This is a genomic window from Helicobacter bilis, from assembly GCF_900198365.1.
GTDB classification, from domain to species: Bacteria; Campylobacterota; Campylobacteria; order Campylobacterales; family Helicobacteraceae; genus Helicobacter_A; species Helicobacter_A bilis_B.
This window is the reverse complement of sequence record NZ_FZMS01000055.1, coordinates 1-14,600: the sequence shown is the minus strand read 5'-3', so window position 1 is coordinate 14,600 and position 14,600 is coordinate 1. Positions and strand designations below refer to the sequence as shown.

The window sequence follows — 14,600 nt, the reverse complement described above, 5'->3', positions numbered from 1 at the left end:
GAAATAGCAGAGATAAAAGAAGCCGAGTTATTAAAAAAGGAACAAAGGGGCATTTATAATGTAATGTATAATGGGAAGAATGCAACCTTTATACGACAAGATTTAGACACAATTGATAATGCTTTGAGACTATCAAAAGGCGATAGGAAAAAAGGGGCAAAGCATATCGAAATAAGGCACTCAACAGACAACACAAAAGAAGGTTATGTAACAGATTTAGAATTAGTTAATTTAGGACAAGAAGTAAGAACATATCTACAAAAGCATAAAGAACCATTTATTGATACAGATGGGGCTAGATTATATGAATGGGAAAAAGATAATACAAGATTTAGGTTAGTGGTGAATAATGTTAATGGGGAGGACAACTCTAACCTGCCGCAATTATCTAAACCCATTAACGATGATATAATAACATTTTATAGCGATAGAAACCTTAAAGAACCGATGAATTTTAAAAATCCTGCGTTAAATGGAAAAAATGAAACATTAGACACTAATCAAAACATAATAGAAAATACAAATACGCAAATAAGTAAAGATTCTGAAAGTTATAAGAAAACAAGTCAAAACTCAAACGCTACTGAAGGTTATGAGCCCACCGCTAATTCTTTTGCTTTGACCAAAAAGGGTTACAAGCCTGACTTGCCTACCCCAAATGGAACTACACCGCAAACAAAACCATACGAAGTAAATGAGAATGGCAGAAAATATATAGAAATCCCAGATGATGAACTAGCAGATTTTGAAAAATCTATCAAACAAGCCTTATTACTTGAGCCAAGACAACAAGAGCTATTAAAAAAAATCAATGCAGATTCTAAAGATATAGACAGCTATGCAGAATTTATGATAAATGAAAGAAAGATTATGAAAGGACATGAATTTACCTTTAATCAACAGCAAGAGGGCTTAGCAGATAGATTTTTAAACATGGCAAATTCACTAGAAAACCCAAGAGATAGAAACCACTATGCAGAAAATATATTGGCAAATATGGAAGATGATATAAAAAAGGTATATAAAGGCGATGCTTCAGAGTTTCTAGCACAAGAAAAAGAAAAACCATTTTATAAGCAAATGGATAAAATACGAAAGGAAACAGATGAGAGAGTAGAAGCATTAAATAAAGAAAGAGATAGACTGCACGCAGAAAAAGAAACACAATTAAAAGCGCAACAAGAAGCAGAGAAAGCCGCAGAGATTGAGAGAATTGCTAACTATGATTTAGAAACAGCATATAAAGAAAAAGCACATTTAGAAAAGATTATGCAAAGCAATAGAAGCGATTATGCCACTTATAGTTTTAGCCCCGCACATAATAGTGAATTTTTAGATAAGTTGGATTTAGTAGAACAAAGAATAAGAGATTTAAAAAATAAATTACCAAATAAAGCACCACAAGAAAATAAACCAAGCAAAGTAGAAGCCCTAAAAGATTTTATAGATAATGCAAGGTTTCAAGTGGATTATGCAATAAAAGCTAAAGGGACAGATACAGCCTTAAAGCTTATACAACAAATGATAAAGGATACAAATAACACTTATGAAGCAAAGTTTTTATATCGTTTGAAAAAAGAGTTAGAATCTAAAAATATAAAAGAAAAAGAGAAACAAGACAAACTAGCACAAATAAAACAAAAGACGATTACTAAAATAGATAATTATGCAAAAACAAAGGCTTTTAAAGAATTAAGCAAAGATAAACAAGAAGCAATTTTATATCTTAAAGAGATAAAACCAGCCCCTATGCCAGAAGGTATGCCAAGAGATGATATAAAAAATTTATTTCAACATTTTAAAGGGAAAATCGATGAGAGAGAAAGAAAACTTTATTCTAAACTTATTGATGACACCAAAGCACACCCAGACATTACACTAGAATTAGAGAGAGAAGGACACGCAAGAAAAGGCTATATTAAGGCTTACCAGCATAAAGAAACACACGATTTATATTATATGTATATAACGCAAGATAACGATAGAATAGACATTACAGGTATGCCGATGACTGATTTAAAAGATGTGATTGCACAGGTGAGAAATTGCGTAAAAGTGGTTAGTTAGACATCACCAAGGATTCCTTATTCTAACTCCCCCTAGATTAAAAATCTCTAAGCCTTGGAGGGAGTGTAATTATAATATAAAAACACATAAAAAACAAGGTTATAGAGTGTATAATGCAGATTTTGAAAATGCAAAAGCACTTATAAGTCTAGATTAAAAATCTCTAAGCCTTGAAGGGAATAAAATCATACCACAAAAATAAAAATTACTTGACATTTTTAACAAAATCAAGTAGAATTCTCTTGCTTCCTTTATAGGTATATCCTATGAAGCCCCCCTATTAGCATACGCGTAGGGGGATTTAAGGAGTATTTTTGCGTGTTATAACATATATTGATGGCTTTAATCTTTATCATTCCATTAAAGATTTAGGAAGCAATAGAGAATATCTAAAGTGGCAAAATATCAACAAGCTCTCTACTAGATTCTTATCTCGCAACGATGAAATAATAAAGATTAAATTTTTTACCGCATACCCAAAGTGGAAATCACAATCATACATAAGACATAAAAATTATGTAGCTATCCTGCAAGATTTACGTGTAGAAGTGATTATGGGGCATTTTAAGCTAAAAAGAGTCTTTTGCCATAATTGTAAGCAGGAAATAAAAAAGCACGAAGAAAAGCAGACCGATGTCAATATAGCCACTCATATTATTAATGATATGTATCAAGATAAGCCGCCTGATATTATTCAACTTATAAGCGGCGATACCGACTTAATCCCACCACTAAAAATTGCCCAAGAAAAAGGCATTAAAATTCATATAGTTATCCCTTATGGTAGAAAAGCGAATGAGTATGATTTTGTAGATAAGAAATCAAAAATTAAAATAAAACATTTACAAAAAAGTATTTTGCCACAAGCCTACACTACTTCAAGCAATCAAGTTTTATCCTGCCCTTATACATATCCAACAAAATAACCCCTTTAATTCAATTATAAAAAATAAATATAATGCAATACAATAAACTATTTTATACCCACAAGGGCGAAGCCTTTTCAAATATGTGTATAAAAAGAGATGTTTTTACTTTTTCAAAGTCAGAAACACAAATAAACCATTAAGGATAAAAAGCAAAATGCTAAGAACAATCGGAAATATTATTTATGATTATTATCAATTCTTTATACTTCCATTCTTAAGCATAAGTATATTCTATGCTATGGAATATATGAGTCGAGGTGTAGAATTCTTTGTTAATGAAAAGGGTGTGAAGTGGAAGTTTTTAAGCTTTTGCGCTTTAATGCAGTTTTTCGTTAGCTTAGTTGTTATTTTAAGCGTTTCTGCTATGTTTAAAAGTGATGCCCTGCAAGAATATCAAACCTTGCAACTTGTAGCTATTATCTTACTTGGCACAACACCCTTTAACATAAGTATTTTAATATGGGTGGCAATAAAACTAGAAATATACAGACTTATGCACAATCGATATAAAGATGAATTAAAAGATTTAATAAAAGCAGAATCATTTATTAGGACCAGTCTTTTTTTTGCAAAACTCCAAAAAAATGTTTTTTTATGTCAGCACAACGAGACTCTAATAGCTACCTTAAAACTTCTTACTATTCACATCGTCTAAAATTTTTACTGCGACATTATCTAGTGCGGTGCTTATATCGCGTGAATGATTGGCAATTTTTACATTTTGCTGCGTGATGTCTTCAAGTTGCGAGATAGTATCATTGATTTGATTGACACCTTGTGCTTGTTCTTTAATGGATTCTGCCATATCGTTGATACTCTGCACCAAAAGATTTGTATTTGCTTCAATTTCACCCAAACTTCTTTGTGTGCGTTCGGCAAGCTTTCTTACCTCATCAGCAATAACCGCAAAACCCCTGCCGTGCTCTCCTGCCCTTGCGGCTTCAATGGCAGCATTCAAAGCCAAAAGATTTGTTTGATCTGCAATATCTCTAATAATGCCGATGACATTTTTAATATCTTCGCTTTGTGCGATGACTTCATTTGTGCGATCACTCACATTTTGCATAGATTGGGCAATCTCTTCTGTGAGAGTGGCAGTTTGTGCCAATGATGCACTTTGAGTGTTGGCACTCTCTGTAAGCTCAAGCACAGAAGATTCTAATTCTTTAGATTTTACTTCAAGTTCGTTGGCATAGTTTTTAGAGACTGAAAGCATACTCACCATAGAATCCCCTAAGCTATTTACGGCATTTTCAAGCCCTCTAGGGTTTTCTATCCTGTCAGTAAAGTCATTATTTTTATAAGCTTCAAACACTCTTGCGGTATTTTTGAGATTCTCGCCGACAAGATTTAAAAGCGTGTGCGACATTTGATTTATCGCATCTTTTAGCTCATTGATTTGCGGATTTAGGCTTGTATTTTCTATCACAGAGCCAAATCGCCCCTGCTTTGCCTCCTCTACGACACCTAGCACATCACGCACAAGGTTAGAATCTTTTTCTAGCCCATCTTGTGTGCGTTTGACATTCTCATCAATCGCCTTTGCCATACGACCGATCTCATCTTTAGAATCTAGTGGGATAGAATCCATTGTTTTGCTCTCGTGGTTAAGATAAGCAAAAAAGGCAAAGACATTGTGCTGTAAGTTTAAGATTCCACGCAAATGGGTGCTGTAAAATAGCCACATTGATGGGAAAAAGATAAGCAAAAACGCCACCATTGAAATGGCGATATTGCTGTATATCGTTTGAGAGATATTACTCAAAATCCCCTGTGAAGTAGCGTGTGTGTGGGAATCTAGTGTGTCAATATACACGCCTGTGCCAATCCAAATATTTGCGGTGTTGGGGATAAGCTGTGCATAAGATACTTTTTGTACATCAACAAACTTTCCATCTGGCAGGGGCTTAGGGAAAACATAATAGACAAATTTACCCCTTTTGCTCTCATCTTTTGCGCTCTCAAAAAGATCCCTTATGAAATAAGTGCCATTAATGTCCTTTGTATCCCACAAAGACTTGCCTATAATGTCTGTTTGATGTGGATATGCTAAAGCAACTCCTTCTTTATACACAAAATAATAGCTTGATTTATCATCTTCAAAATACATCTTGCTAATGGCTTTAGAAATGATTTGTATCTGCTCATTTTCATCCAATCCCTTGACAAGCTCACCAAGCGCACTCGCCATAGAATCTGTGCTAAGCTTGATTTTTGCTTCAATCTCTTGCTGTAACATTGCGATGATTTGTTCTTGTGTAGCTTTGGAGGACTTTTCTTCTCCTAGTATTGTCAGCACCAAAAAAATGACAAATGCTATAAAAAAGCCGATAACAAGGCTTAGGAATTTTGATTTAAGTGAGAGATTCTTATAAAACTTCATTATAATCCCTTTTGTAAGTTTCTAATATTATCATAAAAATTACAAAATGATTCAAAAAGTAGGATTATTACAACTTTTAAAAGACTTTGAAAAGTTAAGAAAAACTAGGCGGGTATATTTTGCTGTTTTTATCTTCAAGGTAATATATAAATGGGTGTGTTGATACTAATCACTTCATATAATTCTTTCATGCTTGCATTATCAAGGGCTATACAACCATCAGTCCAATCGCCATATTGTTTAAAAAGATCTTTTGCAATATTCATGCCATTTGGTAATCCGTGAATCTTGATATCGCCACCCGCATTTTTATTGTGTTTTTTAGCATTGGCAATATCTAGCTTATTTGGATAACTAATGCCAAGATTGAGAAAATAGCGGGATTTTGGGTTTTTAGAATCAATATAATACAAGCCTTCAGGCGTTTTACTATCACCTTCAAACTCTTTGTGTCCTTGCGGATTTTTACCCAATGCGATATGCGGATAACTTTTTAATAGCTTATTTTTATCATCGTAGAGTTCTAATATTCTTTTTTTGTTTATGCACGACAATCTTTGCTACCCTACCTTTTAAGCTTAAGTCTATGGGATATTCTTGCCCCCTTTCTGTCGCAATGCTTATTTGATAAAGTAAGGTTAGGATACAAAAAATAGCAAAATTACTATAATAGCTTTGGTAAGACTTTGTTTCATTGCTTCACTCTAAAAATGCTAAATCTATCTGCCTAATACATGCCTTGTCTTACATAAAAACACTTTGTATATAAAGTCGTTCCTTTATATACACTAAGCACATTATGGTTATTTTATTTTGTAATTACTTCTTCTTTGCGGTTGTTGCTTTTGTGCTTGTAATCTTTGTGCTTTTGGTAGCTCTAGGTCTTCTCGTAGTGGTTTTTGTTGAAGTGGTTTGATCGCCTATTTTTTCTCCAAGTGTTTGAGTGTCTAAGCCCTCAAGTGCTGATGCGAATATATCAAGCATATCACCTGTTGATGTCATCTCGCTACTTTGCTCGCTCACATTTTTTGGCTCTAGGTTGTAGATGATATTATAGGCTCGTTTCAAAAACGCTTCATTGCCTTTTGAAAACTGATAAAAGCATAAAGCTTCTAGCCCTTTTGTTCTCACTTCACTTGCTAAAACGCCAAACTCACGATAGTTTGACGCGATTGCAATGCTATCGTAGTTGCCAGAATAAAGTGCTTTTGATACATCTACACTTAAACGCATATTATTGTTTGCTTGACTATTGCCTATTGAGATTCTAAAATAATGTCTATCAAGCTGACTATACCATAAGTCCAGATTGTCTTTTGTGATATATGCGCGTTTTACACAAATATTGTAACCCTCATTTTGCAAATAATCAAAAATAAGTGTCATAAACGCCGCTTCGAGTCTATCACAATCAATAAACAATGCTAAATTCTTTGCCATACTATCTCCTTCAAATAGATTTAAGCGATATAAAAATCTTGGTATATAGATACCATCTTTTTTGTGTAGTCATGTTTTGGATTTGACATTATAGCTTGTGTATGTCCATATTCGACAATTTTACCTTGAAATATGACTGCTACATTATCGCATAAATTTGCAACAACGCCTAAATCATGCGTGATGAGTATATAGCTCACATTATAAGCTTTTTGCACATCATGCAAGAGTTTTAGCGTATTTTTCTGCACGAATTTATCAAGTGCACTTGTAGGCTCATCAAGGATCAGAATCTTTGGATTTAGCACCATAGAACGAGCAATTGCTACTCTTTGCCTTTGACCGCCACTTAGCTCACTTGGATAACGAGTAAGCAAACTTCTATCCAAATCTAGCACATTAAAGATTTTTTCAATCTCTTGCATAATAGATTCATCACTCTTTTTTTGCAATTTTAGCCCCTCGCTCACTAAATCTTTTACACGAAATCTTGGATTAAGAGAACTCATAGAATCTTGAAAAACGACTTGCATGTTTTTTCGCATTTCTTTTAAATACCTTTTATCAACTTTTCCATTGTAAGATAAAGTCTGATTAAAATATGAATCTATGCCTTGTGTATCCATGAGATGTAATATACCTTTTGCTAAGGAACTTTTACCACTACCGCTTTCCCCTGTAATACCCAAAGTTTTACCTTCTTGCAAGGTGAGATTGATATTTTTTGTAATTATAGATAGTTTTTTGCGAAAGTATTTACTTTTTTTAACGCCTACACTAAAATCTTTTAGCTGCATTATAGTTGGTGTTTGCGTGGTGTTGTATTGTTTTGTTTCAAGAAAGTTTGCTTGAAAAAGCTTTTGCGTGTAGCTGTGTTTTGGTGTAGAATAAAGTGTGAGAGTTTCTATAATGCGTCCGTTTTGCATAATGATATAGGTATCACAAAGAGCGCGTAAAATGCCTAAATCATGTGTGATAAAAAGCATTGCAACGCGGTGTTTTGTTGCAATTTGTTTCAGCAAGTTTATCACCTGCATACTTAGGGACATATCAAGGGCGGTTGTAGGCTCATCACAGATGATTAGCTTTGGATTTGCAACAAGGGCTAGAGAGATTGCCACCCTTTGTCTTTGACCGCCACTTAGCTCATGTGGATAACGAGCAAGTAGGCTGCAATCAAGCCCAACTTCATTACAAATAGATTCTATATGTGCTTTTCTTTGTTTAGAATCTCTCATAAGATTATGTATGATAAGTGTTTCTTCAATTTGTTTATATACCTTATGGAGTGGGTTGAGTGAGCTTAGCGGGTCTTGTGGTATGTATGAGATTTCTTTGCCCAAAATATGTTGCATTGAGAGATTTTGCGTTGTTATGGTTTTGGATTTTCTCTCTTTTTGTAATTGCAATAAATCATAATTACAGAATCTTATCTCACCTTTGTGTATGTTGATATTTGGTTCAAGTCCCATTATAATTCTTGCAAGCAAGCTTTTACCACTTCCACTCTCACCCGCAAGTCCTAGAATCTGCCCTTGCTTTATTTCTATATTGATATTTTGTAAGCAAAAGTGATTGCGTGTAGATTCTAGAATCTTGTCATTTTGAGCCATAGGCGAAAAATCTTGTTTAGTTTTTACATTAGATACTTCGGCTAACGCCTCAGTATGACAAGCGGTTGGTTTAGAATCTAGATTCTGTGTCAAATCTGGGTGGGTTAGGGGATTTGAGGTATAAATTTTGGAATCTAGATTCTTATTATCTGTATTCCATATTGCGTGTCTATTAGATTCTATATAGGTTTTATGAGATTTAGAATCTTTTGTGCTTGTGCTAAATGAAGCACATAAACACTTAATGGATAAAAGTAAATCTTTTGTTGTATCTGCTAATACACCTTCTCTATTCATCACTAAATCCTAAAAATCATAAAATTCTAAAGGTATATAAGGTTTGTAGGCATCATTTTGGCACATGATTAACCTCTATCCCATTACGCAATATTGTCGCATTATAGTTATCTGTGATAAGAATGTGTCTTGCTGATTGTGGCAAGTCTATCTTGTATGTTGTTTTAGAATCTGTAAGCATAATCGCATCAAGTGGATTCATAGCGTTGTCAAAAATAAGGATTTTTGGATACCATGCTTCTGTGTTGTCTTTTGGTGTGATTTGGATTGTGCCTGTGGTTATGGCTGTAAGCCAGTATTTGCCATTAATTTGTGTAAGCGTATTTGTGCCTTTTGCAAGGACTTTTGCTGCTGCGATATTTGAGTTTAATAAGCTTATATCATATATCCAGTGTGTAGCGGAGTAGCGATTGACATCAATGATTGCATAGCCCCGCTTAGTTAGATTTGTAGCCATAACGATTGGATCGACACTAGATTCTGCATTTAGCGTGTATGTGAGTTTTATTTTTTCATCTTCTTTTGTTGCTTCGGTTACATAAAAATATGAGTAGCCAATACTGCTTAAAATATTACTTGCACTATACGCAAGGAAAGTAAAGCTAGGCTCTCTATCAGTCTGCTTTTGTGCGTTAAGGCGGAAGGTAACAGATACATTGCTAGGCTTTGCAAGCTTGAGAGAGAGTAAGCCATTGCTTTTTAATGCACTAAGCACCTTAACTACATTAAGATTACCGCCTTGATAGAACGCCTTTTCATTGGCAAAGATTTTTTTTATAAATTTCTCATTTGCTTGATAGCTATTTTTTGTCATTAGTTTTTGCACTTTTTGTTGCAATTCACTTGCGATAAGCATATTACAAAGTAGCAATGCGGTTATACAGATTCTAAATATATTCATTATTTGCCCCCTAATGCTTTGTATTCTTTTTGTGTTATGAGTTTCATGCCGCTTTCTTTATCATATAGCATGTAGGTTACCCCTCTTTGATTGTATTCAAAGGTTTGTCCATTTGCTTCTATGCTTAAGACTGCATAGCCAAAATGAAATATCGTAGGATTTTTAATCGTAAGGGTAATAGGTGTTTTCTTTGTGTATTTTTCTCCACGCACTTTTGTGATAGTATCCACCCATGCAAACCATACATCTTGCTTCGGTGTGATTGTAAGGGTTATTTCTTTTGTATTTTTACTATCTTGTTTTACTTCTTGTTGAGCTATTTTAGAATCTTCTCTTATGTCTTGTTCTTTAGAATCTTTTCCTAGTGTTTGGTCTATATTTTTTGCTTCATTGTTTTTTGTGGCTATTTGCTCTCTTTTCTCTTCATTATCATTTAATGCGTCATAAAGAGAGATTGTAGGATAAGTTTGTTTTATATCCTTTTCAACAATTCTTTTTTGTGTGTTGTTTTGTTCTGCTACATGACTTGCCTGCGTATTATTAGAACCCACAAAGTAGATTCCAAAAGCGACAAGTAGCACAACGCTAACGCTAGATACTGCAATAATCAGCGTCTTATAGGATACTTGTTGCTTTGGCATGCTGATTTCTATATTCATACTGCTTAGTTGCTGCTTATTGTTTGTTGTTTGTTGTTTTGATTTTGGAGGTTCTACTTGTTGTGTGTTTATAGGATTCTCTTTATCTGTATTTTCTCGTTTAGAATCTTTATTTCCAAAATCTTGTCTAGAAGAATCTTGTTTGGAAGCTTGCGGGCTACTTATTTTTGTGTTAGTAGAATCTGGTTGTAGTTTTTCTGTTTGCATGGTATCAGATTCTAAAACATTAGGATCTTTTTGAGTATTTATTTGCTTATATTCATCATATTCCTTTACCCATTCGCTTAAGTCAAGTTGCAATTCACGCTCTAGAATCTTCATAAAGCCATGTGCTCTAGTTGGATCAATATCATCAAATTTTTTATCCAAAATATCATGTAGTCTTACTAGCGTAATCCTTGTTTTACGATGAATTTCTTCTATATCCATTTGTTTTAGTTTGTCAAAATCAGCCATAATATTCCTTTTTTATATGTTGGATTCTATCAATGAGTATTCCTGCTGCAACGCTTGCATTTAGAGAATCAAAGCCATTACACATAGCAATATGCAAGGTGCAATCAAGCTTATTTAATAGCTTTTGTGGTAGCCCTGTATCTTCCCTGCCGATAAAAATAGCCCATTTCTTGGGTGTAGATTCTAAAATATTTTTATTATTTTTACCTGCTCCAATGAGTGTAAATTGTTTCATTTTTGCTTCATTGGCAACACTAAGGCTTGATTTATGAAAAGAAAAAGGCATATTGAGTAATGCCCCACTGCTTGATCTAAAAATCCCCTCTAATGCCTGCGTGTTTAAAGTGTCTCTATCACTGATTACAATCCCACCAATGCCAAGTGCATAGGCAGTTCTCACAATAGCCCCAATATTTCCAATATCACTCATGCCGCATAATACAACTAGGCTTGAGAAATCAAGCAAGGCTTTAAATGGAGTTTGCTCGATGGGCTTGATTTTTGCAAATACACCTTGATGATTTTTCCCCCGTGCAAGACTTTGTGCCTTTTTATTATCTATCCTAAGGATTGGCACATTTAGCCTTTTTAGTTTAGCAAACAAAGGCTTTTCTATATCTTTTGCTAAATAAATCTCTTGAATATGCGTAGGTGCATGATGTATCACATATTCAAAACATTGTTTCCCAAAAATAATCATTACTAGAATCCACAGCTACTAATTTTTTCTGTAATGCTACCATAAAAAAGCTAGAGTTTTACTCTAGCTTATCGAAATAAGTATTTATAGATAAAGATTTTTGATGATATATGTTATTAGCTGTTTAGAATCCTTTATTCAATCTTTGACTAGAAGTATTTGTAACGACATAACTTTGTAGAATTGCCCATGTCTATACACCAAAGACAATATATCCTAAAAATTTGTAAATAAAGAACAAATAGGCATTGTGTGTAAAAAGGCAAACTATACGCAGATTAAATCTTACAACTTACTTCAATAAAAGAGATAAAAGTTTCATTTAACCAATTGCAAACTAGAGTTTAGATAAAGTCATCTTCATCTATCTCCGTGATACTTACGCCATTATAATAAAATTTTTCACTATTACCGCAAAGCCATTTTCTATCGCTTGGAGTTTCTGCTTTTAGATAGATCACTTGCGATGTAATGCCAGAGTTTCTTACATGTTTCGTGCATTTAATAAGCACATCATCACCCCTTTCAGAGCAACATACACCAATCCCACCAACTACTTGAAAATTTTTGTCTAAAATCAGCATAATCATTCCTTATTATTTTAATTTCAACTAAATGGGCTAAATTATAGCAGATTCTAATAAATTTTTACTCTCAATGTGTCAATATGCTTAAAGTATGAGTTATAACTTATTTTGTATTGTTATAAAGAACTTGTCAGAAAATATATACAATTTGGTTTTGATTTTATAAATTTATGAGAATGTTATGCGATATTTTAGTGGTTTTGGTTTGTATGGTGATTATGCTTTATTTGAGTTGCTTTTACATGATTTTGGTTATGTGCCAAATCATTATGACATTATAGGTTTTAGCTCTGGGGCATTGTCTGCTTTGCAATATGCTATGCAAAGGATTGCTAATAAACAAAGGGTTGGCAGGGTTATTCTCTTATCACCACTACTTTATGCACATTATATTTCCAACAATTCTGTGTTAAATATCGCGGGTTTAGATTCTGATTTGATTACATCTTTTAAGCGAAATGTAGAGAATCTAGATTCTAAAAACAATACACAAATCATAACCCATGTAAGCTTTGAGCCTTTTGCCAAAGAATTTTCTCATATTAATATTTACACATTATGGAATCTGTTTAAAAAAGCATGTATCCATTCATATAAAAAGGACAAGCTAAAATATCATACTACGCTGTGCAAGCAACTTGGATTTCACATAACAGACGATATAATGTGCTTAGATTCTCATAATAACAAGGAATGTAGAGTTTTTACACAATTTGAAAAACTCACAACCTTAAGGAATCTATGGGATATTCATGCTATCGATTTAGAGAAAATAGAGAAAAAATCGCAAAAGTTTGTGGTATTTATCGCAGAAAATGATAGAATAACAAACTCAAAATTAATAAGCAAATATTTATCGCAGTTTGGAATCTGCTATATATTAAAAGGTCGAAACCATATTTTACAGAAAGTAGCTAACAAAAGGGCATAATGCGAATATGAAAAAAAGAGCATTTTCAGGTATCCAGCCAACAGGCAGTCTGCATTTAGGTAATTATCTTGGTGCTATCAAGCAATGGGTAAAAAATCAAGCAGAATATGAAAATATCTATTGTGTTGTAAATACTCATGCTATAACGATACACCAAGACCCAAAGGTTTTGCAGCAAAATACTATAGAACTTTTTGCTATGCTGCTTGCATGTGGGCTTACAAGCGAGAATACAAAGCTGTTTGTGCAAAGTAGAATTGACTATCATGGTGCGCTTGCGTGGATTCTAGATTGCAACATCGGTATGGGTGAGATGAGTCGCATGACTCAATTTAAAGATAAATCACAGAAAAATCCGCAAAATATAAATGTCGGACTTTTTAATTATCCAGCGTTAATGGCGGCTGATATTTTATTGTATCAAAGTGATTTTGTGCCAGTTGGAGAAGACCAAAAGCAGCATTTAGAGCTTACAAGAAATGTTGCCATGAGGTTTAATGAACGTTATGGAGAGTGCTTTAAAGTGCCAGAGCCCTTAATCGCAGAGGTTGGTGCTAGAATCATGTCGCTTGATGATCCAAGTGTAAAGATGAGTAAGTCAAATAAAGGTGAATATAGTGCGATAAATCTGCTTGATTCTAAAGATAGCATTATAAAAAAAGTCAAAAAAGCTACCACAGATAGCTTTAATGAGATTGTGTTTGATAAGGAAAGGGTAGGGCTTTATAATCTCTTGTGTATTTATGAATGTATCACAGGTAAAAGTCGCAATGAGATTGAAAATAGTTTTAAGGGCTATGGCGAGTTTAAGATCGCACTTGCTGAAGCCATTTTTGCAGAATTAGAGCCAATACAACAAAAATATCATCAATTCATGCAGGAAAAAACTTATATTAATGGTATAATCACGCGTGATGAAACATACATTAGAGACCTAGCCCAAAGCACTTATGATAGGGCAAAATCTCTAGTGGGTTTAATTTAATTTTATTTTAAGGAGACAGCGATGGATGACATTGTAAAAGAAGATATTTCTACGATTATAGAGCAGATTCAAGATTCATTAGATGAGCTTGAAAGCCACTTTGAAAAGCTAGAATCTAAGAGCGCGAAAAACTCAGAAACAATCAATAATATGATTGAAGAGATGCGATTAAATCTTGAAACCTTGCGTGATTTTCAGGATGCTTAATCTTTAGTCTCAAGAGTGTTATTTCACAAAAGCTTTTATTTATTTGGAGTGTGGCTAGGAAATAGTTCATACTTTCCATAATCTAATCCACACAATTTCTACACAAGTTTTTTTCAAACTCAGTGATTTCTATGTCTTTATATATAGCATTATATATTAGGTTTATTTGGTTCTTCATGATTTTGTGAGCAGTATTAAATATGAAGTTTGATTTTATAATTTTCAATCATCGAAAGAAAATCGTGTTGCGAGAAATATTACTCTTAATAAGATAAATTAATAATGAGTGTTTGTTAATTATCTTGAATATGCAACTACAAGCGGTATGAATTCAGTATCAATGAAAATTTTATGTAGGCTTGAATAATCTTTCATTTGATTGAGATTGGCAAAAGAGTCTTGTTGCACTTATTGTTGGAAATAAGTGTTGTTACTATCACCTATA

At 33.6% G+C, this 14,600-nt stretch carries 13 protein-coding genes and 1 pseudogene; 6 read left to right on the top strand and 8 right to left on the bottom strand.

Features of this window, described 5'->3' with window-relative positions; translation table 11 throughout:
* The 3 genes and pseudogenes from C6H08_RS11530 to C6H08_RS07740 all read left to right on the top strand — a co-directional run.
* Nucleotides 1-2,067, top strand: a pseudogene (locus tag C6H08_RS11530) (hypothetical protein); the annotation flags it as partial.
* Nucleotides 2,068-2,381: 314 nt separating this feature from the next.
* Nucleotides 2,382-2,993, top strand: coding sequence for an NYN domain-containing protein (locus C6H08_RS07745; RefSeq protein WP_034579562.1), 612 nt, complete (start codon nt 2,382-2,384; stop codon nt 2,991-2,993).
* A 157-nt stretch (nt 2,994-3,150) separates the two neighbouring features.
* Entirely contained in the window at nt 3,151-3,651 is a 501-nt protein-coding gene (locus C6H08_RS07740; RefSeq protein WP_233708530.1) for a hypothetical protein, read from the top strand.
* Here C6H08_RS07740 and C6H08_RS07735 read toward each other — a convergent pair.
* The 8 genes from C6H08_RS07735 to C6H08_RS07700 all read right to left on the bottom strand — a co-directional run bounded on the left by C6H08_RS07735 (nt 3,622) and on the right by C6H08_RS07700 (nt 12,029).
* Nucleotides 3,622-5,379, bottom strand: coding sequence for a methyl-accepting chemotaxis protein (locus C6H08_RS07735; RefSeq protein ID WP_034579325.1), 1,758 nt, complete (start codon nt 5,377-5,379; stop codon nt 3,622-3,624). The genes C6H08_RS07740 and C6H08_RS07735 overlap by 30 nt on opposite strands.
* Nucleotides 5,380-5,513: 134 nt before the next feature.
* Nucleotides 5,514-5,933 (bottom strand): L,D-transpeptidase family protein, encoded by a 420-nt coding sequence (locus C6H08_RS07730; protein ID WP_052099972.1) that lies wholly within the window; start codon nt 5,931-5,933, stop codon nt 5,514-5,516.
* 265 nt (nt 5,934-6,198) lie between these two features.
* On the bottom strand, nt 6,199-6,819 hold the full coding sequence (locus C6H08_RS07725; protein ID WP_034563029.1) for an NYN domain-containing protein: 621 nt from the start codon (nt 6,817-6,819) through the stop codon (nt 6,199-6,201).
* Between the two features lie 20 nt (nt 6,820-6,839).
* Complete coding sequence (locus C6H08_RS07720; protein WP_052099973.1) at nt 6,840-8,729, bottom strand: ATP-binding cassette domain-containing protein; 1,890 nt, start codon at nt 8,727-8,729, stop codon at nt 6,840-6,842.
* Nucleotides 8,730-8,781: 52 nt separating this feature from the next.
* On the bottom strand, nt 8,782-9,630 hold the full coding sequence (locus tag C6H08_RS07715) for a hypothetical protein (protein ID WP_034563031.1): 849 nt from the start codon (nt 9,628-9,630) through the stop codon (nt 8,782-8,784).
* A complete protein-coding gene (locus tag C6H08_RS07710) occupies nt 9,630-10,745 on the bottom strand; it encodes a hypothetical protein (protein WP_034579333.1) in 1,116 nt (371 codons plus the stop codon). The genes C6H08_RS07715 and C6H08_RS07710 overlap by 1 nt, the downstream gene beginning before the upstream one ends.
* The gene (locus C6H08_RS07705; protein ID WP_034563035.1) at nt 10,738-11,445 is read right to left on the bottom strand and encodes a TrmH family RNA methyltransferase; all 708 of its coding nucleotides are present in this window, start codon (nt 11,443-11,445) and stop codon (nt 10,738-10,740) included. The genes C6H08_RS07710 and C6H08_RS07705 overlap by 8 nt, the downstream gene beginning before the upstream one ends.
* A gap of 344 nt (nt 11,446-11,789) precedes the next feature.
* The gene (locus C6H08_RS07700; protein WP_004088548.1) at nt 11,790-12,029 is read right to left on the bottom strand and encodes a hypothetical protein; all 240 of its coding nucleotides are present in this window, start codon (nt 12,027-12,029) and stop codon (nt 11,790-11,792) included.
* Nucleotides 12,030-12,213: 184 nt separating this feature from the next.
* Between C6H08_RS07700 and C6H08_RS07695 the strand changes: the two genes are divergently transcribed.
* The 3 genes from C6H08_RS07695 to C6H08_RS07685 are packed head-to-tail and all read left to right on the top strand — an operon-like array spanning nt 12,214 to nt 14,155.
* Nucleotides 12,214-12,963: an alpha/beta hydrolase gene (locus C6H08_RS07695; RefSeq protein WP_034579336.1), complete on the top strand. Its 750-nt coding sequence runs from the start codon at nt 12,214-12,216 to the stop codon at nt 12,961-12,963.
* A gap of 7 nt (nt 12,964-12,970) precedes the next feature.
* Nucleotides 12,971-13,948: a tryptophan--tRNA ligase gene (gene trpS, locus C6H08_RS07690; RefSeq protein ID WP_034579340.1), complete on the top strand. Its 978-nt coding sequence runs from the start codon at nt 12,971-12,973 to the stop codon at nt 13,946-13,948.
* A gap of 21 nt (nt 13,949-13,969) precedes the next feature.
* Nucleotides 13,970-14,155, top strand: coding sequence for a hypothetical protein (locus C6H08_RS07685; protein WP_004088541.1), 186 nt, complete (start codon nt 13,970-13,972; stop codon nt 14,153-14,155).
* Nucleotides 14,156-14,600: the final 445 nt, after the last annotated feature.